Genomic DNA, 217 nt, shown 5'->3' on the forward strand with positions numbered 1-217 from the left:
TGCTTCGTTTCTTTACCTTCTTCTTCAGTCGCCACTCCTTATTCAGCCGTCTTCTGCTCTTCGCTCTTACTGACCAGCGGTCACTACGCCGGGTAAAGAAAAAGGAGCCCGCAGGCTCCTTTGTTTGCTTTGCTGCCCCGATTCTCTACAACTTAGAAGTGGTAGCCAACTTTAACCGTGGCGACATTTACCCCGGGGTTGGGCTTTTTAATAGCGC

1 protein-coding gene is annotated in these 217 nt (G+C 50.7%); it reads left to right on the top strand.

What is annotated here, in order from left to right; genetic code table 11:
• Positions 1-217, top strand: a 217-nt coding sequence (locus H8K29_RS17805) for a hypothetical protein (RefSeq protein WP_222611527.1), incomplete at both ends; no start/stop codon positions are given.

Origin of the sequence: Undibacterium sp. CY21W, from assembly GCF_014284265.1 — a bacterium.
Lineage (GTDB): Bacteria > Pseudomonadota > Gammaproteobacteria > Burkholderiales > Burkholderiaceae_D > Undibacterium > Undibacterium aquatile.